Annotated in this window: 1 protein-coding gene; it reads left to right on the top strand. The window is 80.0% G+C overall.

Annotation, left to right across the window (positions count from 1 at the left end; all coding sequences use genetic code 11):
- A partial coding sequence (locus AC1MIR_RS21205; protein WP_480030163.1) for an ABC transporter permease occupies positions 1–429 on the top strand: 429 nt, incomplete at both ends.

The raw sequence follows: 429 nt of genomic DNA, 5'->3' as shown, positions 1-429 counted from the left end.
GCTTCCTGCCGCTTCGGGGGGGGGGGGGGGGGGGGGGGGGGGGGGGGCCCGGGGGGGCTGCCGGGGCGCGCGCGCGACTTTGGGCGCGCGGCGCGCGCGCTCGGCGCCGGGGAGGGCCGCATCCTGCTGCGCCATGTGCTGCCGAACATCGCGGGCCCCGTCGCCGTCGCCACCGCGCTCGCGGTCGCCGGCGCGATCCTTGCGGAAAGCACGCTGTCCTTCCTCGGCCTCGGCATCGCGCCGCCGGCGGCGAGCTGGGGGAACATGCTGTCGAACGCGCAGGACCTGGTGTTCAGCGCGCCCTGGGCGGCGGTGTGGCCGGGTCTCGCGATCCTGCTGGCGGTCGCCGGCTGCACGCTGGTGGCGGACGGGCGGCGGCGCGGGCCGCGCCCCCCGCCCCACACCCACCAGCGAGTCAGGGAAGCGGCC

It is taken from the genome of Falsiroseomonas sp. RANM36, assembly GCF_056682175.1.
The sequence above is the reverse complement of the archived record's forward strand: the minus strand, read 5'-3'. Positions and strand labels throughout refer to the sequence as shown.